The organism is Methanoculleus sp. UBA303 (genome assembly GCA_002501655.1).
Classification (GTDB): Archaea; Halobacteriota; Methanomicrobia; order Methanomicrobiales; family Methanoculleaceae; genus Methanoculleus.
This window is the reverse complement of record DANY01000005.1, coordinates 27982-50035: the sequence shown is the minus strand read 5'-3', so window position 1 is coordinate 50035 and position 22054 is coordinate 27982. Positions and strand designations below refer to the sequence as shown.

The following is a 22054-nucleotide window of genomic DNA, read 5'->3' as shown; positions in this document are numbered from 1 at the left end:
TTTTCCTCCGAAATCTTTTATGGAATGGTGAGAAGTATATGTGTGGTGCGAGCATGAAGGAAATGCCCAACGTTCTGTGGCTCGAAGAAATAAAAAAGGAAGATATCATCTCCGTAGGTGGAAAGGGGGCCTCACTCGGCGAGATGACGTCCATCGGCCTTCCTGTGCCGAAGGCGTTTGTAGTGACCGCCCAGGCATTCCGCAGGTTTCTCGTTGAGACCGGGATCGAAGATGCCCTCTTCCGCAGACTGGAGCGCCTGGATGTTGAAGACAATGGAGCGCTGGAGTCCGTCTCCCGGGAAGTGCAGGACCTCGTCCTGAGCGTCGATATCCCGGATCAGATCAGGGAGGACGTCACCGACGCATACGCCCGGATGGGGGCGAACGGAACAGTCGTCGCCGTCCGATCGAGCGCAACCGCTGAAGATCTGCCTGAAGCCAGTTTCGCCGGCCAGCAGGAGACTTTTCTCAACATTCTCGGTGACGTTGACCTCCTTGATGCGGTCCAGCGGTGCTGGGCCTCGCTGTATGGCGCGCGGGCCATCTACTATCGGGCAAAGCAGGGGTTCGACGACCGGAGCGTGAACATCGCCGTCGTCGTGCAGGAACTCATCCGGTCGGAGAAGTCCGGTGTCATGTTCACCTCCCACCCGGTCACCGGCGAGCCCCTGACGATCGTCGAGGGCTCCTGGGGGCTCGGGGAAGCCGTCGTCTCAGGCAGCGTCTCGCCTGACAACTACGTCTTTGACCTGCGCTCCGAGCGGGTCGTCGACCGCATGGTCGCCGAGAAGGAGATCATGATCGTGCCTGAGGGGGAGCACGGGACGAAAGTTGTCGAACTCTCCTCCGAACAGCGCACCGCCCCGGTCCTCTCCGATGCCGAAGTTTCGCGCCTCGCCATGCTCGGCAAGATCGCAGAGGAACACTACGACGTCCCGCAGGATATCGAGTGGGCGATCGTCGGGGACGACGTCTTCATCCTCCAGTCCCGGCCCATCACGACCATCCGGCGGCCGGAGATCCCCCGCGCCGGATCCGGACCCGCACAGCGGCCCGGAGGCGCGCTTGGCGTGGTGCTGCTGGAAGGCCAGGGTGCTTCCCCCGGCGTCGCGAGCGGCCGGGTTGTGATTGTGCGGGACGTCAAGGACACGAGCGCCGTCAAGGACGGCGATATACTGGTCACCAAGATGACCAACCCCGATATGGTGCCTGCGATGCGGCGGGTCAGCGCCATCGTCACCGACGAAGGCGGCATGACCTGTCACGCGGCCATCGTGAGCCGCGAACTCGGGACGCCTGCGGTTGTCGGGACCAAGAAAGCAACGAAGTTGCTCCGGGACGGACAGGTCATCACCGTCGACGGGGAGAAGGGCACCATCTACGAAGGAGCGGTTGAGGCGCCGGCCCCGGCAGCACCGGCAGCAGTCGCTGCAGCGGCGCCCGCCCCGGTGATCACCGGCACGCTCGTCAAGGTGAACGTGTCCCTTCCCGAGGCCGCAAAGCGGGCCGCCGCCACCGGTGCGGACGGTGTCGGCCTCCTCCGGATCGAGCACCTGATCCTCGGCCTCGCCAAGACTCCGGGCTGGTACGTTGAGCACGGTGAGGAAGAGAAGTTCATCGGCGAGCTCTACAGCGGCATCAAGACGGTGCTCGATGCGTTCCCGGGAAAGCCCGTCTGGGTCCGGACGCTCGATGCTCCGACCGACGAGTTCCGGAACATGCAGGGTGGCGAAGAGGAACCGATCGAGCACAACCCGATGCTCGGCTGGCGCGGCATCCGCCGGGACCTCCGGAGCCCTGAACAGTTCCGCATGCAGATAGAGGCCTTCAAGCGGCTCTGGGCCGCAGGCTACAGCAACCTCGGTGTTATGTTCCCGCTGGTTAACCACCCCAACGAGTTCATCCAGGCCCGGGCGATGATGAGAGGCTGGGGGGTCGACGTGGAGAACGTGACCCTCGGCGTCATGGTCGAGGTCCCGAGCAGCGCCATCCTCATCGAGGACTTCATCAAGGCCGGGATCCGGTTCGCTTCGTTTGGGACGAACGACCTCATCCAGTACACGCTCGCCATCGACCGGAACAACGAGCATGTCGCCGATATGTACGAGCCCGAGCACCCTGCTGTGCTCAGGTTGATCGATTACGCGATCAAAGCCTGCCGGGAACACGGTGTTGAGTGCTCCATATGCGGCCAGGCCGGCTCCGACCCCGATATGGTGGCGTGGCTCGTCGGGCACGGCATAACCAGCGTCTCCGCAAACATCGATGCGGTTCCCCGCATCCGTGAGGCTGTGGCCCGGAAGGAACGGCAGATTCTCCTTGATGCGGCGAGAAGAAATGCGTGAGCATGGATGCCCCGAGGAGGATCTCTTCTCCTTCCTCTCGTCAAAGCGACGAGAGGACCTCGGCTACCGGAATATATTAAGTTCGATGTGCACGCCGCCGCATCCGGTCGCGGCACGGACGCATGCCATGTTCCTCGAGACCAACCTCGGAGACCCCGGGCTCTTCCCCGGGACCGCGTCGCTTGAGGAACTGCTCGTCCAGAGGCTGGGTGCGCTGATGCACCACCCGGGAGCCGGGGGGTATGCGACCTCCGGCGGGACGGAGTCCAACATCCAGGCGTTCCGGATAGCAAAGAAGCAAAAGCCGGTGACGTCCCCGAACGTCGTGGTCCCGGCATCGAGCCACTTCTCGTTCCAGAAGGCCTGCGACATCCTGGGGCTTGAGATGCGGACTGCGCCGCTCGACGATCAGTTCCGGATAGACACGGAGACGCTCGAAGGTCTTATAGATAGAAACACGGTCGCTCTCGTCGGCATCGTCGGGACGACCGAGTATGGAGTGGTCGATCCCATCGCCTGCCTCTCCGATCTGGCCGAGGATCGGGATACCTTCCTTCACGTCGACGCTGCGTTCGGCGGGATGGTGGTCCCATTCCTTGACCGGCCGGCCGCCTTCGACTTCCAGCTCCCCGGCGTCGACTCCATCTCCGTCGACCCCCACAAGATGGGAATGAGCACCATCCCGGCAGGGTGTCTCCTCGTCCGGAACCCGCGGTGGTTCTCATGCCTCAACGTCGATACGCCGTACCTGACGGTGAAGCAGGAGTGCACCCTCGCCGGCACCAGGCCCGGCGCATCGGTGGCCGCCGCCGTTGCGGTCCTCGAGTACCTGGGAATGGACGGCATGCGGGCGGTGGTCGCCGGGTGCATGGAGAACACTCGAAGGCTCATCGAAGGGATGGAGACGCTCGGTTACCCGAGAGCGGTGACCCCGGACGTCAACGTGGCAACGTTCTCCTGCGACCACCCGCCCGCCGGCTGGCGGGTCTCGAAGACCCGGGCCGGGCATATGCGGATCGTCTGTATGCCTCACGTCACCCGCGATGTGATAGAAGCGTTTCTTGGAGATATGAGTGATACGAATGCTTGAACGCCTGATACATTCGCTGGAAGCCTCCCCGGTCATGAAGCGGGGAGAGTACAACTACTTCATTCACCCGATCACCGATGGGGTGCCGCTCGTTGAGCCCGCGCTCCTCCGCGAGGTCGGATGTGCCATGGTGCGGAACCTTGACCTTGAAGGCGTCGATAAGATTGTCGTCTGCGAGGCGATGGGTATCCACATCGGCGTCGCCTTCTCGATGATGACCGACATTCCGCTCGTGGTCGTCAGGAAGCGCTCCTACTGCCTCCCCGGCGAGGTCGCGGTGCACCAGACCACGGGCTACTCAAAGGGAGAACTCTACTTGAACGGTGTCAGTGCGGGCGACCGTGTCGTGATCATCGACGATGTCTGCAGCACCGGGGGGACACTCCGCGCCCTCATCAGCGCGATCGAGCAGGTAGGTGCCGAGATCGCCGACATATGTGTCGTCATCGGCCGGGGCGACGCGGATATCGGCCGACCGCTCAAGACCCTGGTCAGGATCGAGGTCTCCGAGGACCGGGTGCGTGTCGTTGATACCTGTCTCTGACCTCGTCCGCCGGCTCCACGAGCGCGGGGCGCGGAGCGTCGCCCTCCAGTTCCCCGCCGGGCTCGCGCGGCAGGCGCCGCAGGTGGCCGCGTCTCTCCGCGATGCAGGGTTTCTTGTGGTCGTCAGCGGCGACCCCTGCTACGGGGCCTGCGACCTTGCGCTCGATGCCCTTGCATACGCCGACGTCCTGGTCCACTTCGGCCACGCGCCGGTCGAGGAGCGTCCGGACGTCATATACGAGCCCGTCCGTTTCGACTTCGATGTGAGCGTGCTCGCAGAGGCCCTGCCGCTGCTTCGCGCCCACCGCATCGGTCTCGTCACCACGGTCCAGCACGTCCACCTGGTCGATGCGATGACGGCGTTTCTCCGGGAGCACGGCATCGAGGCGGTCGTCGCTCCCGGCGACGGGCGCACGCCGCTTCCCGGGCAGGTACTCGGGTGCAACTTCACCGCCGCACGGGCGACGGGGGCGGACGAGATCCTCTTCGTCGGGACCGGGGTCTTCCACCCTGTCGGCATTCAGCTCGCCACCGGGGCCCGGGTGGTGGCGCTCGACCCCTACACCCGCGAAGTGCAGGAGGTGGACGCTTCCCGCCTGGTCCGCCGCCGCGCCGCGGTGATGGAGAAGGCACAGGGTGCCGAAAGTTTCGGGATCATCGTCAGCACGAAGAGCGGGCAGCAGCGGCTGGGCCTTGCCCGGCGGCTCGTCGCCCTCTCCGACCGCGCAGTGCTTGTGATGATGCGCGAGGTCTCTCCCGGCGAGCTGCTCGACCTCGGGTTTGGGGCATACGTGAACACCGCCTGCCCCCGGCTCGCCTACGACGACCAGATGCGGTTCCCCGTCCCGGTGCTGACGCCGCCGGAGTTCGAGATCCTCTGTGGGGCTCGGGCCTGGGACGACTACACGATAGACGAGTACCTCTCCCCATGAACCTCCGGCACCTGGAGATGCGGCTCGAACGCCTGGAGGGCTTTGAGCGGCCGACGGCGCGCCTCGAGCAGTACCAGACCCCGGCGCCGGTGGCAGCCCGCCTCCTCCATCACGCCGCCATGCAGGGGGCGATCGAGGGGCGCCGGGTCTGCGACCTCGGGTGCGGGACGGGGGTCCTCGCCTGTGGTGCAGCTCTCCTCGGTGCCTCCGCCGTGACCGGTATAGATATCGATCCGGGCGCGATAGACGTCGCCCGGCGGAACGCTGGAATGCTCGGTGTCACCGTGGAGTTCCTCGTCGCGGATGTCCGGAGCCCCGACGTCGACTGGGCGGGGCTCGCGTGCGATACCGTCGTTATGAACCCGCCGTTCGGGGCGCAGAAGGCGCACGCCGATCGGCCGTTCATCGACCGGGCGCTCGAACTCGCGGGCGTGGTCTATGGGATCTTCAACGAAGGCTCGACCCCGTTCGTGGCTGCCTACACCGAAGGCCGGGCGACGATCGACGAGGTGATCCGGTGTGCATTCCCGCTCAAGCGGACGTTTGCGCATCATCGCAAGGAGCGAGTGGATATTACGGTAGAGGTCATACGGTTAGGGCGGATCTAATACTGTGACCTCCGATACGAAATCAGTCTGGGGACTCTCCGCCGCCCACCTGGTGACCGACCTCTACTCGCCGGTCCTCCCTGCCATCCTGCCGCTCCTCATTGCAGAGCAGGGCTACTCGTTCTTCCTTGCCGGGCTGATCATCACGGTCTACAACCTCACATCGTCGCTCGTGCAGCCGCTCGTCGGCTGGGTCTTCGATACCCGGGGGTTTGCCGTCCACATCAGCACGACGGTCCTCATCAGCGCGACGTTCATATCCGTCATCGGCCTCTTCGACAACTACTACCTTGTCCTCGCATCCGTCGCCGTCGCCGCGCTGGGACACGCCTTCTTCCACCCGAGCGCGCTCGGAACCGTCAGCCGCCTGACCCGCGACGCGAGCCGGGGCCGGATCACCTCCTACTTCGTCATCGGCGGCAACCTGGGCTACGCCATCGGCCCCATATGCGCAGGGGTCGCTGTCGGGCTCATGGGCCTTCAGGGCCTCGTCTTGCTCGTCATCCCCGGCATCGTGATGGCGGTGGTCCTCCGGCGCATCCTCCCGCCACCGGAGCGCCTCAAGACCCCCGTTGCGGCCCCCAGGACCGAACGGCCCGCATACCGGGCGATCGCTCTCCTGGTCGCGGCCTCGGGCCTCCGGGCATGGGCAATCTTCGGCTCGGTCGCTTTCCTCCCGACCATCCTCACCTTGCGGGGCATCGACCTCGTGACCGCGAACCTGTTGGTCTCGGGCATGCTCATCGCCGGGGTCGTGGGGCAACTCGTCGGGGGCACGCTCTCCGACCGCTACGGCCGCAAAGAATACACGCTCATCGGGCTTGTTGCCGCCATCCCGCCGTTCATTATATTCCTCACGACCGGGGGCATCGTCTCGCTGGTCGCGATGATCGTCTTCGGGTTCATCCTCTGGTCGACCTTCGCCGTCACCGTCGCCATGGCCCACGAGATGGCCCCGGGGAACGTCGGGCTCGTCTCCGGCCTGATGCTCGGGCTTGCGGTCGGCGTGGGCGGGATGGGGGTTGCGGTCACCGGGTGGATCGCCGACCTGACGGCCTCGCTCCCGCTCGGCCTCATGACGATCCCGCTCGCGATCGTCCTTGCTGTCCCGCTCTTCCTTGCCGTCCCCTATCCCTGGAAGTCGCTCTCCCGGAGCCGGCCTCTCTCCCGGTGATGATCCGGCTCCAACCTCTTAAGTATAGGGAGAGCGGATGCATCCGCGATGGTCACCCGGTTCCAGCGCTACCGGCAGATTGCGGATGTGCTGTCCAGGTATGGTTTTGGGATCCTCGTCGAGGAGGTTTTTCCCGGGGTCGGGCGGTTACGGGGGGCCCGTAAGCCCGTCGAGGAGAAACGGACGGTATACGAACGGATCCGTCTTGCCATCGAGGAACTGGGGCCCGCCTACATAAAGTTCGGCCAGATCATGAGCACCCGCCGGGAACTCCTCCCGCCCGAACTTATCGAGGAACTGCAGAGGCTGCAGGACCGGGTTGCTCCGCTCCCGTTTGAGGAGATTAGGCCGGTGATCCGGGAATATTGCCCGAACCTTGAGGAGTGTTTTGATATCATCGAGGAGGAGCCGGTCGCAGCGGCTTCCCTCTCCCAGGTGCATCGTGCGGTGACAAGAGACGGCCGGGTCGTCGCCCTCAAGGTGCAGCGCCCCGGGATCGTTGACCTTATCGAGACCGATCTCCTGATCCTGCAGTCGCTTGCAAGGCGGGTAGAGTCGATCTTCCCGGACCTGCGGGTCTATAACCTGCAGGGCATGGTGGAAGAGTTCTCAGTCCAGATCCGGCGCGAGCTGGATTTTTCCCAGGATGGGATGAACGCAGAGCGTCTCCGGAGGAACATGCACGATATCCCGTGCGTGCTCATTCCCCGCATACACTGGCATATCTCCGGCCCCCGCCTGCTTGCCATGGACTATATCGAGGGAGTGCGGATCGACGACGTGGAGGCCATCCGGGCGTTCGGTCTCTTTCCGGAGGAGATCGCGGACCTCGGGTTTCATGCCTACGTCAATCAGATCTTCGTTGACGGTTTCTTTCACGGCGACCCGCATCCCGGAAACCTCCTGGTGACGGCTCAGGGCGAGATCGCCTTTCTCGACTACGGCATCGTCGGTGTCCTCCGCCCGGAGAGAAGGCGCGTCTTCGTCGATCTCCTCCTCGCCATGACCCGGACGAACGTCACCGGGGTGATCACGGCGCTCGGGAGGCTTGATGTGCACATCAATCCGGCGGATCTCGATGCCGTGAAGGATGACCTCTACCTGGTCCTGCTCGATTACCGGGAGATGAAACTCGAACGGGTGAACTTTGCGGTTGCGATCCGGGGTCTGACCGATACTCTTCGCAGGTATCACATCCGTGTCCCGCCCAGCCTGATGCTCATGATGAAGGTGATCGTCATGGTGATGGACATCGGCATCCGGCTCGATCCAACGTTTAACTTCGACCAGAAGATCCGGCCGTACCTGATAGAGATTGCCGCACAGCAGCGGTTATCTCCCGAGACCATGGGGAATGCGGTGCGCTCCCTGGTGAGCGCGGCGGAGGGCCTGCTCGCCATCCCGGAGAACGTGAACGAGACCTTAAAGACCCTCTCGGAGGGCACCGTCACGATCGAGCTCGAGGATAACGACCTCCAGAGGATCGTCGGCGTCATCGACCGGACGAGCGACAAGATCATCGTCGGGCTGGTGGTCGCTGCGATCGTCGTGGGCTCGTCGCTGATACTCCGGGTGGCCGATCTCCCGATCCCCGGATATGTCTCGACCCTCGCCGCCCTGGGCTACGTGTTTGCAGTGGTTATTGGGTTCTATGCGGTCTATAGCGTCCTCAGGCATGGTCGCGCTCTCCGGCGGTGAATGTAGCGGTCCCGATCTCCGCGGGCGCCGATCCGGGTGTGCCCCACCTAACCGATGTTCCACATCCCCTCTTCACGCCTCGAAGCCTGATGGCTTCTCATGCTCGCACTTCGCGCGAGACCACATCACCATGACCCCGGGGGTAAAAAAGTTATTCGGATTTCTTCTTGAAGAACAGTCTGCAGTGGCACGTGCCCTGCTCCTTGATCTCTTTTTCGTGGTAGATACAGGGGCAGATGATGATCTGGTCTTTCTCGGGGTCGCCGCTCCGGAGCCTGCAGGGGCAGTATGCCGCCCCGAACCGTTCTTTGTTCCGGGCAAGCCCGCGAAGGACGGCCGAGAGCTGTTTCTCGTCGACATTCAGCACGTAGCCTTTCTCCTTCGCGTACTCCTTTGCCCTGGTATGCGTTGCCTCGTTCTCTTCCTCGGTCATGACTGAACTCCTACCGCATAGGCCCCCGGTGCCCGTGCTCTTCGATATGTGCTATCATTGAGTTAAAGATTTTGACGCCGTCCTCTGATCCGAGCGCGGCCTCACTCGCCCGCTCGGGATGGGGCATCATCGCGAGCACGTTTCCCGCCTCCGAGAGGACGCCGGTTATGTTCTCCGCCGACCCGTTCGGGTTGCTCTCGGGTGTTATGTTGCCGTGCTCGTCGCAGAACCGGAACGCGACCCTTCCGTCACCGTTCAGCCGCGCGATCACATCGTCGGGGGCGACGTACCGGCCTTCTTTGTGGGCGATAGGTACCCGGATAACCTCGCCTTCCCGGTAGAGCCCGGTGAACGGGGACGTGGTGTTCTCGACGCGGAGGTAGGCATGTCGTGATATGAACTTCGGGTAAGCGTTCAGCGTGAAGGTGCCCGGGACCAGTCCGGCCTCCGAGCCGATCTGCGCGCCGTTGCATATGCCGAGGACCAGCCCTCCGCTCTTCGCGTGCCTGACGATCTCGGCCATGACCGGGGTCCGTGCAGCGATGGCCCCCGCCCGGAGGTAGTCCCCGTATGAGAACCCCCCCGGGAGGACCACGGCATCGTAGGGACGGCGAAGCCCGTCCTTGTACCAGACAAGGTCTGTGTCTACCCCACAGACGTCCGTGAGAACGTGGTAGGTGTCCTGGTCGCAGTTACTGCCGCCGAACTGTACCACAGCAAATTTCATGCCTCACTCGACCTCAATCGTGTAGTGGTGAATGACCGGGTTTGCGAGGAGCCGCTCGCACATCTGCCGGGCCTCTTCCTCTGCCGCCGCCACATCCGCCGCGTCGAGCGTGATCCGGTAGAGACGCGCTGTGCTCAGGTCCTCGGTCGGGAACCCCAGGTTCGCGAGGGCGTGCCGGATGGCGCGTGCTTCAGGGTTCAGCATTCCCTCTTTGAGTGCAATGGTGATCGTTACATCGTAGTTCATGCAGTTCCTCCTCGGGGCGGGGAGAGTATTCGCTTCGCGACGCCAGCGTAGGTCTCCATGACATCCCCCTTGTTGAAACGGTAGACATCCTTGTCAAGAGACGCCCCGGTCTCTTTGTCCCAGAGCCGCATCGAGTCCATGCTGATCTCGTCGCCGACGATGATCTCTCCGTTATACCGGCCGAACTCGAGCTTGAAGTCGACCAGGGTGATGCCGCGCCGGTCAAGGTACTCCTGGAGCACTTCGTTTATCGCGAGCGCCATGGCCTTGATCTGGTCGAGTTCCTCGGGCGTGGCAAGATCCAGGGCATAGATCAGGTCGTCGTTCAGCATCGGGTCGTGGTGGGCGTCGCTCTTGTAGTCGATGACGATCACCGGTGGGTCGAGCGGTTCCCCTTCACGGAACGGGTAGTTGCGCACGATGGACCCGGCCGCGACGTTCCTGACGATAACCTCAAGCGGGATCATCGTCAGGTTCCGCACCGCAATGGTAGCGGGTTCAACGCTTGCGAGGTAGTGGGTACCGATCCCGTTCTCCTCCAGATACCTGAAGAAGAAAGAGGATACTTCTGCGTTATATCTCCCCTTGCCGCCCAGGGTATCTTTCTTTCCGCCGTCAAAAGCCGTGATGTCGTCCCGGAACTTCATGATGTATACGTCCGGGTCATCGGTGCGATAGACGGACTTTGCCTTCCCTGTGTAGAGGAGGTCTACCTGTTTCATGGCCAAATCTCCTGGTAGGTGTTGATCGGGATTCATGATGAGGTTATGCACCCTCACCCCTGCTGGATGACACGAAGCCTCTCCGCAAGCCGCCGGATCAGGGGTTCGAGAAGAGGAGAATACCAGCTTTTCTCGATGTACTGCGGGTAGATGCAGAGCCGCTCCCGCAGTTCGGCGTCTCCGGCCACCCTTCTCAGTTCTTCGATCTCCGGCCAGGGGCGCTCGGGGTTGACGTAGTCGATGGTGAGCGGGGAGACCCCGCCGAGGTCGTCCACGCCGCACCCGACCAGGTGAGACGCGTCTGCAAGGTTCGGGGGTATCTGCACAGCCACATCGCGGGGGAGGATCTCCCTGGCGAGGGTTATCGTCGCACAGAGTTCGCTTGTATCGGGCGCCGGCGCGCCTTCCATCAGCGTCCCGGGCTTCGGGCAGAAGTTCTGCACGATCACTTCCTGGATGTGGCCGAATCGTCGGTGGAGGTCCCGGATGACCCGGAGCGACTCCTCGCGGTCCTCCATCGTCTCACCGATCCCGACCAGGATACCGGTCGTGAACGGTATCGAGAGTTTCCCGGCGTTCTCGATCATATCGATCCGGACGCCGGGGTCCTTCCCCGGAGAATCCCTGTGCGCGGGGACGTCTGCGGTCGTCTCAAGCATCAGCCCCATGCTCGCGTTCACCCCGCGGAGCCGGTCGAGTTCCCCGTAGGAGAGGATGCCGGCGTTGGTGTGCGGCAGGAGCCCCCGTTCGATGGCCGCAAGAGAGAGGTCGTAGACGTAGTCGAGGATATCCGTGTAGCCGAACGTCCCGAGCATGGAGGTGAACCCGGGCACCTCGCCCGGGCGCTCCCCGAAGGTGAAGAGCGCCTCCGTGCAGCCGAGGCTTGCACTCACGTCCATGGTGCGGAGCATCTCGTCCGGGGGCATGATGCATCCCTCCCGTACCGGGGTCCGAAAACAGCAGTAGCCGCAACGGTTTCTGCAGACCGTTGTCAAGGGGAGGAATGCGTTCCTTGAGTAGGTGATCACGCGGCGGTGCATGGATACATGTCGGCGCCTCCCCACTTGAAGTTTAGGGGCTGGTTATCCGGCGCACATCCGTAACGATGCCTTTTTGATGCTGCCCCGACAACCGTTTCACAATGTACTTCCATGCGCTCATCCCCTTTAAGCCCGTAAACCCCAAAACGCGCCTCTCCTGCATCCTCAACCAGGATGAGCGGGAGGCGTTCGCCCGGACAATGCTTGAAGATGTGATCGCCTCTGTGCTGAAGTCCGGGTGCAGCGCCACCCTGCTCTGCACCCATCCCTTCAAACACGAGAACGCGCTCATTGCCGTCAGGAAGGAGTCCCTCAACGAGGCGATCAACTGGGCGCTCCGGCAGTTCCACTGCCCGGGGCTCATCATCATGGCTGACCTCCCTCTGGTGACGGCCGGAGATATCCAGCGGCTGATCCGCACCGAGAAGGACATGGCCATCGTGCCGGGCCGGGGCGGCGGGACAAACATCATATTCCTGAAAAAACCGCAATGCTTCCACGCCGACTTCTACGGCGCAAGTTTCCTCGACCACCTGCAGGTTGCAAAGGAGTGCGGCTTCTCCGTCGAGGTGATCGACTCGTTCCGGATGTCGACTGATATCGATGAGAAGGAAGACCTCGTCGAGATCCTCATCCACGGAAAAGGGAGAAAGAGCAGGGAATTCCTGGAGAGTTCAGGGTTTTCTCTTGCCATCGACGAGAAGGGCCGGGTCGGTGTGCAGCGCGACGCCCATGAAGAGACACTCTGACGCGTCGATGGTGGCGACCCCGGCGTAGTCGCCGGTGGGGAGCCCGATCCCCCGCACCACGGCTGCGGGGACGCACTCGTTCGCCTCTCCCATCACCAGTTCGGCCGCTGATGCGATGCAGTCTGCCACCGCCCGCTTGGTGACCTCGAGTTCACGGCCGAAAAGGTCCTGTTTTCCGCGTTCATCGATCACCGAGGGAATGCCCGAGCACCCGATGGCGACCCCGCTGCACCCAAGTCGCATCGCATGCGTCCGGGAATCGATTACGATGACGCCGACGTCGGCCCCCGTCCGCTCCGCTATGGCAGCGCGTATACGCGCAGCGGATGCATCAGGGTCGACAGGAAGGAGGACGACGGAGCCGGAGGGGGCGTTGGAGGCGTCGATACCTGCGTTGGGGAGGAGTGTCCCGCCCTTCATACAGAGCAGGAACCCCGGGATACCTCCGACGACCCGGTCGCTCTCCCGGAGCACCACCTCGACATGGCGGGGGTCCATGTGGTATTCTTCGGCGAACCGAAGCGCTTCGGCCGAGGGCTCGATATCGGCCAGTCTTGTGGTCCGCCCTTCTGCTGTGGCCAGGGCCGACTCGGCAACGACCACGATGTCCCCTGCCTGTAGCCCCCGGCACTCCGAGCGCTTGACGGCCGCGAGGATATGGGTTGCCATGTCGTCGCCGGCATGGACCAGGGGGGTCGCAAGGCCGTACACAGAGAACGATGGCGCCGTCATGCTCGCCTCGTCTTCTCGTGGACCCTGAGGAGATCGGCGGTCTCCCTGACATCGTGGCTCCGCACCACGGCTGCTCCCTCTCCCGCCAGGACCATCGTGAGCGCGAGCGTTCCTGCGAGCCGTTCTTCGGGATCTCTTCCGAGCAGGTCCCCGATGAACGACTTCCGGGAGATAGCGGCGAGTACCGGGCGGCCGAAGGCCGAGAATGACCCGAAGTTCCTGCAGAGTTCCCAATCGTCATCACTCGTCCGCTCCGGGATCCATCTCCCGACTGCAGGGTCGAGGACATATTCTTCAATCCCGAGCCGCGCGCACCGTGTCACAACCGCTTCGAGTGCCGAGAGGGTAGCGGCAAGGCCGGTGGCATCGCCGGGCTCATGAAAACTCGCCATCGCAAAGACCGGTAGCCCGGAGTCGGCGACTGCCCGCGCGTACCGCTCGTCGGCAAGCCCGGATATATCGTTCACCGCATGGATGTCGTGGCGGAGGCAGACCTCGAGCACCTCCGCATAGCGGGTATCCACCGAGAGGGTTATCCCGGTCCCGTCGAGTTCCGAGAGCGCCGCATCCACCCGTGCCGCCTCCTCGGCGACGGTGATGGGGTGGGAGCCCGGGGCCGTGCTCCGCGCCCCGAGGTCGATCATATCGGCACCCTCATCAAGCATGGCAACAGCCCGGTCGTGTATCCCCCCGGTTGGGGTATAGGAACCCCGGTAGAACGATTCCGGGCTGCAGTTGATGATACCCATCAGGCGAACCGGAGCGTCGCCGCCGATCCGGAGACGGTTTACCGTGCAGTGTCGTTGCAGCATGACCTCAACCTGGCCGCCCTGAAGGTGTTCTCCATCAGTGTCGCGATTGTCATAGGGCCGACGCCGCCGGGGACCGGGGTTATCGCTCCTGCCCGCTCTCTCACTCCCTCGAAGTCAACGTCGCCGCAGAGTTTGCCCTGCTCGTCGTAGTTGATGCCGACGTCGATGATCGTTGCTCCTTCCTTCACCATATTCGGTCTGACAAACTTCGCTTTTCCGACCGCGCTGATGAGGATATCGGCGCCTCTCATCTCATCTTCAAGGTTCTTCGTCTTCGAGTGGCAGATGGTGACGGTTGCGTCTGCGTTCAGGAGCAGGACAGCCATGGGCCTCCCTACATCGATGCTCCGGCCGATGACGACCGCCCGTTGTCCTTCGGTCGGGATCCCGTACTCGTCAAGGATTGTCATGATCCCCTGTGGGGTGCAGGGGGCGAAGATCGGGTTCCCGGCAAGAAGCCGGCCCAGGTTGTAGGGGTGGAACCCGTCCACATCCTTTCCGGGCGCGACCGCATCAATGATGCGGGTGGTGTCCACCCCCGATGGAAGCGGCAACTGGACCAGGATACCGTCGATGTCCGTGTCGTTGTTGAGGCGCGCGACCGCCTCGAGCACCCGCTCAGTGGAGGCGTCCTCCGGGAGCTCGATGCCGACCGAGCCGATCCCGACACGCTCGCACGCCCGGTGCTTCATGCGGACATAGAGTTTTGACCCGGGGTCTTCGCCCACGATGACGGTCGCGAGGCGCGGGTAGAGCCCGGACTCATCTATCTTCTCCTTGAGGAGCTCAAGCCTCTTTTCAGAGACTGCTTTACCGTCGAGTATCATGCTACTTCAGGGTAGAGGGGATACTTGCTTGCGAGGGCAATAACCTCTTCCCTCACTTCGGTGATCGCCTTCTTCGAGGTCCGATCCCTGGCGATATCCTTTACGACCCGGGCGATCCAGTGGCCGATCTGCTTCATCTCTTCCTCTTTCATGCCGCGGGAGGTGACCGCCGGTGTGCCGATGCGGAGGCCGCTCGTCACGAAGGGGCTGAGCTGTTCGCGGGGGATGGTGTTCTTGTTCACGGTGATGCCCGCCTCGCCGAGCGCGACCTCGGCCGCGAGGCCCGTGAGGTGCTCGCCGTTTGTGGAGACCCCGGTCAGGTCGAGCAGAATGAGGTGGTTATCGGTGCCGCCGGAGACGAGGTCGAGCCCTTCCTGGCCGAGGACATCAGCCATCGTGCGGGCGTTCTTGACGACCTGCCCGCAGTAGTCCTTGTATGCAGGGGTCAGCGCTTCCTTGAAGCAGACTGCCTTTGCGGCGATGGTATGCATCAGCGGGCCGCCCTGCATGCCCGGGAAGATGGACTTGTCGATGGCGGAAGCATCCTCCTTGCTGCACATGATGGCGCCGCCGCGAGGCCCCCGCAGGGTCTTGTGCGTCGTCGTCGTCACGATGTCGACGACCCCGACCGGGGAGTTGTGGTATCCGGTCGCGCAGAGCCCGGCGATGTGGGCTATGTCGGCCATGCACCGCGCACCGACGCTATCCGCGACCTCCTGGAACGCCTTGAAGTCGATCTCGCGCGGGTAGGCGCTCGCACCGCAGACGATGATCTGCGGCTTCACGATCCGCGCCATCTCCTCGATGACCGCGTAATCGAGTGTCTCCGTCACGGAATCGACGCCGTAGTGAAAGATCGAGTACCAGCGCCCGGTGATATTGACCGGCGAGCCGTGGGAGAGGTGGCCGCCCTGGGTGAGGCTCTGGCTCATGATCCTATCCTTGTAGTTGAGATAGGCAAAGTAGACTGCCTGGTTTGCCTGGCTTCCTGAATGCGGCTGGACGTTTGCGTGCTCCGCACCGAAGAGTTTACACATCCGGTCGCGCGCCAGGTTCTCCACGACGTCATGGAACTCGCAACCGCCGTAGTAGCGCTTGCCGGGGTACCCCTCAGCGTACTTATTGGTCATGATAGAACCCATCGCCTCGAGAACCGCCTTGCTGACGACGTTCTCGGAGGCAATCAGTTCCAACCCATTGATCTGACGCAGGCGCTCTTTCTCGATGAGACCTGCGACTTCTGGATCGAAGTTTGCCAGACTAGACATGCAGGAAAAGATTGCTCGGGTGAGGTAATATTCTTTCTTTTACATGATTCGTTCATGATGGCTGCTTATCTGGTGGTTGCCGGTTATTCTTCTGCCACATCCTGGATAAAATGTAATCATTCTTCTTTTCGAGAACCCATAGTAATATTATTACGTAATTATTATCAAGGATTAATTCGAGGGAGACAATGGCGCAAAAAGATGCGAGGATACGGTTCCTTGAGCGAGAACTCGCTGAACGCGAGAAGGAGATGGAGACGATGACGGAATATGATCAGCCCCCGGTACCGGTACAGGAGGCAGAAGGTGAGCGTCTGCGCGATCTGGAGCGGAAGGTGCGGGAACTCGAGGCCCTGGTGAAGGGCCTGATGGGAGAGATCCTGGATCTCAAATCCGTGACGATGAACCTCTCCCGGGATGCGGAGGAGCGCAAGGTAAAGCCGGTGGCGGCTGAAGGAAGGAAGGCCGGGGCCACGCTCCGGGCAGAGCCCCGCGCCAGCGCCGAACCCGCGGCACCGTCGCGTGCCGCTGAACCCCCGGGTTCCGCGCAGCTGGCGGAGAAGCGGCCGGCCAGGCCCGACCCGGAAGACCGGGACCTGGAACTCATCATGCAGAACGACGGGACGCTGAAACCGGAGCCGAGGAGGTCCTCGGAGTATATCATCGCCAGCACCAAATTCGGGAACGCCCCGGTGAAGGGCCGGGGAAGAGGTGGCAGGTCGTCCGACCGGACGCTCTTCGTGGAGCAGAAGAAGCGGGAGGTTGACAATGTCATCCAGGCTGAAGAGGACGACACGGTCGACCTTGACAGGTAGCCAGGGGAGCCTGATCCTTGTACATCACGCAGCTTGAGATCGACAACTTCAAGTCTTTCGCCAGGAAGACCAAAATTCCTTTTTTTGAAGGATTTACTGTCGTCTCAGGCCCGAACGGTTCCGGAAAGAGCAACATCATCGACAGTATCCTCTTCGTCCTTGCTCTCTCGGGTGCGCGGGGGCTGCGGGCCGAGAAACTGACCGACCTGATCAACGTCAACTCCGGGAAGAACACCGCCGAGGTTGGGGTCACGTTCTCAGACGGCACGACGATCCGCCGCCGGATCAAGCGGACGTCAGCGGGCTACTATAGTTATAACTACCTGAATAATCGCCTCTGCAAGCAGAGCGACGTCATCGAGTTCCTTGCGAAGCTCGGGATCAAGCCTGAGGGCTACAACGTCGTCATGCAGGGCGATATCACCCGTATCATGGAGATGAGCGACGGCGAGCGGCGCAAGATCATCGACGAGATAGCAGGCGTCGCCGAGTTCGATCATAAGCGCGAACAGGCGTTCTCGGAGCTTGAGGTGGTGCGGGAACGGATCGAGCGTGAGGAGATCCTCCTCAATGAACTCGTAGCCCGGCTGGATGCACTTCAGCATGAGCGCGAGCAGGCTGTGGAGTACCGGCGGTGGCAGGAACAGCTGGAGCATTTCGGGCAGTGCCGGGGGGCGGCGCTCGTCCGGCAGAAGGAGCAGGAGATCGGCACTCTCCACGGTCTCGCGCTCGATCAGCAGGCGGCGCTCGGGCGCACCGCCGGCGAGATGGAATCTGCAAAGGCAGGCCTCGAGGAGGCGCGCGGGCGTCAACACGCGGTCGATGAAGAGATCAGCCGGAAGAGCGGTCCAGAGTACCTCGCGCTTGTCGGGCGGCTTGAGGAGGCGCGGGGCGGGGTCAAACTCGCCGAGAAGAACGTCGAGCGCCTGAAAGCCAGCCGGGATGAGAACCTCGAAGCGGTCCAGCGGGTCTACATGGACAGCAGGCGCGCCGAGGCGAAGGTCGAGGAGTGCGCGGGGCAGATCCGCAACCTCTCGATCGACCGGGCGAGCCTTGCTATGGAACTCTCGACGCAGCGCGAGCAGATGAAGGCGGTCGAGGAGCGCATAGCTGGCGAGAGCAAGGAGGTCGAGGAGATCAAGGACCAGCTCTTCGCCCGGCTGCAGGACCTCGAAAGCAGAAAAGAACTCCGGGGGAAGATCCTCCGCGAACAGGATATCCTCATCGAGAAGAGCCGGATGCGGACGTCGGAGCGTGAGCGCCTGGAAGTGCGCGCCCGCCAGATCGATGAGGAACTGGCGAACAAGCAGGCGCAGGTCACGGACTACTCATCCAGCATGGCCGGCTGCGAGGGAGAGAAGCGCCGGATAGAACGCGACCTCTCCGAAGCCGAGAGTACGCTCTTTGCGCGGCGGTCGGCCCTTGACCGGCTGCAGAAGGAGATCCGGGAGAATCAGCAGAGCCTGATGCGTTACGAAGCGCAGCAGCAGGCGCAGGGCGATGCCGGCGGAAGAGCAATGGACGTTGTCCTTGGTATGGAGGGCGTCCACGGCACTGTTGCGCAACTCGGGCGGGCGCCGCCGGAGTACGCAACCGCGCTTGATGTGGCGGCCATGGGCCGGCTCCGCTGGGCGATCGTGGATACCGATGCGGTCGCGGCCGATGCTATCCGCTACCTGAAAGAGAGCCGTCTCGGGCGGGTCACCTTCCTGCCGCTCAACAAACTCCGGCCCCCGTTCCTCTCGCCGCTGGAGGCGGACCCGGGCATCGTCGGATACGCTGTCGACCTCCTGGAGTTCGACCCGGTGTTTGACCCTGCCTTCCGGGTCGTCTTCGGTGCGACGGTAGTGGTGGATACCCTTGAACGGGCGCGGCGGCTGATGGGCCGGTACAGGATGGTCACCCTGGACGGAGACTTCGTTGAGAAGAGCGGCGCCATGACCGGCGGCGCGCAGGTGAAGAAGGTCCGTGGATTCGGGGTGGCGGTCGACGACGATATCGCGCGGGTCCGTGCAACACTCGCCGGCCTCGAGGCGGAGGCGGCGGAGATCGATGCGTCCATCCGCCGCTTCGCTGCGGCCGCTGAGGCGAAGCGGGCGGAGCGGAGTGCGGTTGATGAACAGGCTGCGCGCTACCGCATGCTTGCGGAGGAGTTCCGGAAGCGTACCGAAGTGCTCACCGGGGAGAAGCAGAGCCTCGAAGCGACCCTGCGGGAGATGCTTGAGGGTGCGAAGACCGGCGGTGAGGAACTTGCACGGCTCGAAGCGGATCTCGAGCGGATCACCGGTGAGATTGCGCGGCTCTCGGTGGAGGTTGACGACCTCAAGAAGAAACTTGATGACACCGAGATCCCCGCTCTCACCGAGCAGTATGAACGATACCGTAAATCCGTCGAAGATATCGAGCGTCGGCTCCGGAACAAAGACGCAGATATCACCGACGCCAAACGCGAGCGGCAGCACTTCGCGAACCGCGCAGAAGAGCTTGCCGCGGAGCGGGATCGCCTGACGGCAAAGAACGTGGATATCGATGGTGAGATCACCGCCGCCGGGGAGCAGATTGAGAACCTGCGCCGCCTGATCGTTCAACTGGAAACCCGCCAGAGGGAGTTCTCGAGCGAGCTTGCCGGCCTGCACGATGAGCGTGACCGCATCATCGGTGAGATCCAGGTGCTGGACCGGCAGATCCTCGATCTCTCGGGTGCGATGGAGCGCACCCGGATGCAGATCGATGCCCTCGCGGAGCGGGAGCGCTCGCTCTCGGCGGAACTGGGGGTGCTCCGGGAACAGGCCGGCGATGTGGAGACCGACCTTGACCTCCCCGCTATCGATGCAGGGATTGCGGAGGCTGAACGGGCGCTCAAAAAGATCGGCGCGGTGAACATGCTCGCGATTGAGGAGTGTGACCGGGTTAGCGCGCGTGTTGAGGAGCGAACCGAAAAGAAGGAGGTGCTCTCGCGGGAGCGGATGATGCTTCTTGAGCGGATCGAGAAGTACGAGAAGATGAAGTACGACGCCTTCATGACCGCTTTTTCTGCGATCGATACGAACTTCCAGGATATCTTCGCGCGGCTGACCGAGGGGAGCGGGAGGCTGGTCCTCGAGAACGAGGATGACCCGTTTGCCGGCGGTATGACGTTTGCAGTGCAGCCGCGCGACAAGAAGGTCCATCTCCTCTCTTCGCTCTCCGGGGGCGAGAAGTCGCTTACCACGCTCGCGTTCATCTTCTCCATACAGCAGTACATGCCCGCGCCGTTCTACGCTCTGGACGAGGTGGACATGTTTCTCGATGGAAGCAATGTCGGCCGGATCGCTGCCATGATCAGCGATCTATCCGGGAACGCGCAGTCGATCATCGTCTCGCTCAGGAAACCGATGATCGAGCGCGCCGACCGCATCGTGGGCGTGACGATCCGGCCGGACAAGAGCACGTATGTGACCGGTGTGCAGAACAATGGATGAAGAACCCGTCGAGATCCTGGCGGGCATGGCCGAGCGGGGAGAGGTCGACCCCTGGAACATCGATATCGTGGATGTGACGGACCGGTTCCTGGCGGAGCTTGACCGCCGGAAGGAACTGGACCTGCGGGTCTCGGGGAGGACGCTCTTCTATGCTGCGTGTCTGTTGCGCCTGAAGTCTGATTATCTCGATGGGTGGGACGACGGTGGGGACGAAGAATTTTTTGCGGATGAGGAGGATGAGTCTTTTGCCGATCTCGGTTTCGACTTTGAATCAGTCGGTGATATCGAGCCGATGGATCGCCTGGAACGGGAGATCCAGCGTCGCCTGGGACGCAAGAGCCTGCGGAAACGCCCGCCGGTCACCCTCTACGAACTCATCAAGCAGTTGAAGACGGCGGAGAAGGAGCAGCGCCGCAGGCAACGCCGGAGGGTGCCTGCGCCCCGGGAACCGGATCTCAACCTCAGCGCCGGAGATGTGGTTGCTGTGGCGCATGATGAAGGGTATCAGAAGGCGGTCTCGGTCGTGATGGAAGAGTTCCGGCGGGCCACCCGGGATGGGGATGATCCCCTGACGCTCGATGGTCTGTCCGGGGCAATGGGGCGGACCCGGCGTGAGGTCTATATTCCGCTCCTTTTCCTTATGCTTGAAGGAAAACTGGCCCTCTGGCAGGACGAGTTCTTCGGTGAGGTATACATCGGCGACCACGTTCCGGGTAATGATACCGGGTAAGTGCCTGCGCGGTCGGCTGTCCCGGGCCCGGTGGGCATGGGCGGGTGGCACGGGCTGCGGATTCTGCTATTCTATCGATTATTCCGGCGTTCCTGGTCGATAAGGACCTGGAACTTTGCGCGCGTGGCAATATCCTTCGCGCTCTGGTTCTCTATTGTAGTCTGTTGGGTGGCGTCCGGGGGCGAATCCGGAACGGTATGCCGGCTCTCTCTGTGGGTCTGGAGTAAATCTATAAATACCCCGGAAGTCAACATGTGTTAGTCAAGTCGGAGGCGAATCTCATGCCTGATTCTGCAGTTAGGTGCAGAATGCATGATGCTTCCGATGATTATGGGGGTCCAAGTTGTGTGCTTGGATCCGACGATGCAGGGAAATGTTTATATAACATTGGTGACAACATTGTAAGGCTGTGTTGTCAGGGCGTCAGGTCGTGCAGCCCGTTCCGGGTGGTCTGGTCTGTGCCCCTTCAACCGTTGTGAGGGCCCAAGTTTTGGCTTGGGTCTGATACGGGTTGACAATGTTTATATATCGGGAACACCAATATGTATTCTCACAAGATGTGTCGGCGCTCGCGTGATGCGAGCAGCTTGGTACATTCGGGCCGGGAATATATAGTGGATTCCCGGTCCGAACTCTGAAGCAGGAACATAATGTTTATATGTGATGACTCACAAACATTAATTCCTGCACAGGTGAAGCAGGATGACTGGAATCTCGTGTTCCAGCGTGGTTCTGTAATCGGGCCGGAATCCCTTGTCGGGCTTCTCGAATGGATCCTGAAGCAGGATGAAAACGTTTATATGTAATCAAATACAAACGTTAATTCCTGCGCAGGTGAAGTATCATGGTCTGGTTCGGGCCAAATCCCTGCAATCTAAAAGGACATGAAGATCCGAGTCCTCAAAACTTGGATCTGATGCAGGAAGCAAGTGTTTAAATACTTACGAAATAAACATTGTTTTCCTGTTGATGGAGAATCAACGTGACCGCCTTGTGCGGGTTGATTCTGACGTTGGCATTGGCAATGCGGAAATTTGTTCAGTAACCGCTAATTCCTCCAAGTTTAGTAGTGTGCGTATTTCCAAATTCTGGTTGATCCTGC

Annotated in this window: 20 protein-coding genes and 1 rRNA gene (1 of these 21 cut by a window edge); 12 read left to right on the top strand and 9 right to left on the bottom strand. The window is 62.1% G+C overall.

All coding sequences use genetic code 11. From position 1 onward, the window contains the following. The first annotated feature begins 53 nt into the window (after positions 1-53). Genes ppsA through BP846_RS00995 form a run of 7 tightly spaced genes read left to right on the top strand, consistent with a single transcriptional unit; the run spans position 54 to position 8390 of the window. Positions 54-2345: a phosphoenolpyruvate synthase gene (gene ppsA / locus BP846_RS01025; RefSeq protein WP_292392182.1), complete on the top strand. Its 2292-nt coding sequence runs from the start codon at positions 54-56 to the stop codon at positions 2343-2345. Next, positions 2338-3435 carry a tyrosine decarboxylase MfnA gene (mfnA, locus tag BP846_RS01020; protein ID WP_292392190.1) on the top strand — a complete coding sequence of 366 codons (1098 nt, stop codon included), beginning with the start codon at positions 2338-2340 and terminating at the stop codon, positions 3433-3435. The genes ppsA and mfnA overlap by 8 nt, the downstream gene beginning before the upstream one ends. Then, entirely contained in the window at positions 3428-3979 is a 552-nt protein-coding gene (hpt, locus tag BP846_RS01015; RefSeq protein ID WP_292392181.1) for a hypoxanthine/guanine phosphoribosyltransferase, read from the top strand. The genes mfnA and hpt overlap by 8 nt, the downstream gene beginning before the upstream one ends. Beyond that, entirely contained in the window at positions 3957-4910 is a 954-nt protein-coding gene (gene dph2 / locus BP846_RS01010) for a diphthamide biosynthesis enzyme Dph2 (RefSeq protein ID WP_292392180.1), read from the top strand. The genes hpt and dph2 overlap by 23 nt, the downstream gene beginning before the upstream one ends. Next, positions 4907-5518 (top strand): METTL5 family protein, encoded by a 612-nt coding sequence (locus BP846_RS01005; protein ID WP_292392179.1) that lies wholly within the window; start codon positions 4907-4909, stop codon positions 5516-5518. The genes dph2 and BP846_RS01005 overlap by 4 nt, the downstream gene beginning before the upstream one ends. 4 nt (positions 5519-5522) lie before the next feature. Next, a complete protein-coding gene (locus BP846_RS01000; RefSeq protein WP_292392178.1) occupies positions 5523-6692 on the top strand; it encodes an MFS transporter in 1170 nt (389 codons plus the stop codon). A 48-nt stretch (positions 6693-6740) separates the two neighbouring features. After that, the gene (locus BP846_RS00995) at positions 6741-8390 is read left to right on the top strand and encodes an ABC1 kinase family protein (RefSeq protein WP_292392177.1); all 1650 of its coding nucleotides are present in this window, start codon (positions 6741-6743) and stop codon (positions 8388-8390) included. Between the two features lie 151 nt (positions 8391-8541). On the opposite strand, the gene BP846_RS00990 is transcribed toward BP846_RS00995, so the two are convergent. From BP846_RS00990 to cofG, 5 genes are read right to left on the bottom strand one after another with little or no spacing between them, the layout of a single operon-like run. Further along, positions 8542-8823, bottom strand: a complete 282-nt coding sequence (locus BP846_RS00990) for a ferredoxin-thioredoxin reductase catalytic domain-containing protein (protein ID WP_292392176.1) — start codon at positions 8821-8823, stop codon at positions 8542-8544. Positions 8824-8833: 10 nt separating this feature from the next. Further along, the gene (purQ, locus tag BP846_RS00985) at positions 8834-9550 is read right to left on the bottom strand and encodes a phosphoribosylformylglycinamidine synthase I (RefSeq protein ID WP_292392175.1); all 717 of its coding nucleotides are present in this window, start codon (positions 9548-9550) and stop codon (positions 8834-8836) included. 3 nt (positions 9551-9553) lie between these two features. Then, positions 9554-9796: a phosphoribosylformylglycinamidine synthase subunit PurS gene (gene purS, locus BP846_RS00980; RefSeq protein ID WP_292392174.1), complete on the bottom strand. Its 243-nt coding sequence runs from the start codon at positions 9794-9796 to the stop codon at positions 9554-9556. After that, complete coding sequence (gene purC, locus BP846_RS00975; protein WP_292392173.1) at positions 9793-10518, bottom strand: phosphoribosylaminoimidazolesuccinocarboxamide synthase; 726 nt, start codon at positions 10516-10518, stop codon at positions 9793-9795. The genes purS and purC overlap by 4 nt, the downstream gene beginning before the upstream one ends. A gap of 53 nt (positions 10519-10571) precedes the next feature. Further along, entirely contained in the window at positions 10572-11558 is a 987-nt protein-coding gene (gene cofG, locus BP846_RS00970; protein WP_292392172.1) for a 7,8-didemethyl-8-hydroxy-5-deazariboflavin synthase CofG, read from the bottom strand. Between the two features lie 101 nt (positions 11559-11659). Between cofG and cofC the strand changes: the two genes are divergently transcribed. Further along, on the top strand, positions 11660-12307 hold the full coding sequence (gene cofC / locus BP846_RS00965; protein ID WP_292392171.1) for a 2-phospho-L-lactate guanylyltransferase: 648 nt from the start codon (positions 11660-11662) through the stop codon (positions 12305-12307). On the opposite strand, the gene cofE is transcribed toward cofC, so the two are convergent. Genes cofE through glyA form a run of 4 tightly spaced genes read right to left on the bottom strand, consistent with a single transcriptional unit; the run spans position 12233 to position 15946 of the window. Continuing rightward, on the bottom strand, positions 12233-13039 hold the full coding sequence (gene cofE / locus BP846_RS00960; protein WP_292392170.1) for a coenzyme F420-0:L-glutamate ligase: 807 nt from the start codon (positions 13037-13039) through the stop codon (positions 12233-12235). The genes cofC and cofE overlap by 75 nt on opposite strands. Further along, the gene (gene folP / locus BP846_RS00955; protein WP_292392169.1) at positions 13036-13851 is read right to left on the bottom strand and encodes a dihydropteroate synthase; all 816 of its coding nucleotides are present in this window, start codon (positions 13849-13851) and stop codon (positions 13036-13038) included. Before folP ends, cofE begins: the two co-directional genes overlap by 4 nt. Continuing rightward, complete coding sequence (gene folD, locus BP846_RS00950) at positions 13827-14678, bottom strand: bifunctional methylenetetrahydrofolate dehydrogenase/methenyltetrahydrofolate cyclohydrolase FolD (protein ID WP_292392168.1); 852 nt, start codon at positions 14676-14678, stop codon at positions 13827-13829. The genes folP and folD overlap by 25 nt, the downstream gene beginning before the upstream one ends. Beyond that, on the bottom strand, positions 14675-15946 hold the full coding sequence (gene glyA / locus BP846_RS00945; protein ID WP_292392167.1) for a serine hydroxymethyltransferase: 1272 nt from the start codon (positions 15944-15946) through the stop codon (positions 14675-14677). Before glyA ends, folD begins: the two co-directional genes overlap by 4 nt. Positions 15947-16134: 188 nt before the next feature. Here glyA and BP846_RS00940 point away from each other — a divergent pair, with 188 nt between their 5' ends. The 4 genes from BP846_RS00940 to BP846_RS00925 form a co-directional block, all read left to right on the top strand. Continuing rightward, on the top strand, positions 16135-16761 hold the full coding sequence (locus BP846_RS00940; protein ID WP_292392166.1) for a hypothetical protein: 627 nt from the start codon (positions 16135-16137) through the stop codon (positions 16759-16761). 17 nt (positions 16762-16778) lie between these two features. Beyond that, positions 16779-20222 carry a chromosome segregation protein SMC gene (gene smc, locus BP846_RS00935; protein WP_292392165.1) on the top strand — a complete coding sequence of 1148 codons (3444 nt, stop codon included), beginning with the start codon at positions 16779-16781 and terminating at the stop codon, positions 20220-20222. After that, positions 20215-20952 carry a segregation/condensation protein A gene (locus BP846_RS00930; protein ID WP_292392164.1) on the top strand — a complete coding sequence of 246 codons (738 nt, stop codon included), beginning with the start codon at positions 20215-20217 and terminating at the stop codon, positions 20950-20952. The genes smc and BP846_RS00930 overlap by 8 nt, the downstream gene beginning before the upstream one ends. Before the next feature lie 1023 nt (positions 20953-21975). Continuing rightward, a 16S ribosomal RNA gene (locus tag BP846_RS00925) occupies positions 21976-22054 on the top strand; it runs 1422 nt beyond the window's last position.